Here is a 630-nt window from a genome sequence, read left to right on the forward strand (position 1 = left end):
GGTGCACACTCGCGACGATCACCTTGCGGCTGAAGATGTCGATGATCGCGTACGCCTTGAACGCCACACCCCGAAACGCGGTGGGCAGGTCGGTGATGTCCCACGCCCACACCTGGTTCGCGCCAGTGGCCAACACCTGCGGTTTCACCCGCGCCACCGCCCGCTCACCCGCCGCGCCCGACTGCTCGACTGTGGCCTGCTCGACTGTGGCCTGCTCGCGGCGCATGCGCGCGGCGATACGCCACCACGAACGCAGACTCGCTTCCATGAAGCCCTCGTCCCACGCCTTCGCGAACGCGCCCGCGACACCCAAACCGCTCGTGCGCCCCGCACTGATGAAACCCGCGACCCGCGCGCACACCGACGCGCTCAACCTCGCTGGCTGCTCCCGCTCACGCTGCGGCACAGGCGATACCGCCGCAGCAACGTCACGGCCATGGTGATGGCGGGCGTGCCACGTGCCACGCGAGACACCAGCGACCTGCAGCGCACGGCGCTGACTAAACCCCGCCAGCGCGCTCAGGTCTCGGATGAGGTCGTTCTCGGCTGCGATGAACGCTCGGGTGGCGTCGTCGGGGGCGTATCGGGCTCGTGCGCGTGCCAGTGTTGCAAGAGCCCGATAGCTTTTCC

At 68.7% G+C, this 630-nt stretch carries 1 pseudogene; it reads right to left on the bottom strand.

Annotated elements, in window-relative coordinates:
* Window positions 1-373: pseudogene (locus NQ706_RS13650) on the bottom strand (hypothetical protein); the annotation flags it as partial.
* Between the last annotated feature and the right edge of the window lie 257 nt (window positions 374-630).

Source organism: Dermacoccus sp. BD5 (genome assembly GCF_044878485.1).
Classification (GTDB): Bacteria; Actinomycetota; Actinomycetes; order Actinomycetales; family Dermatophilaceae; genus Dermacoccus; species Dermacoccus nishinomiyaensis.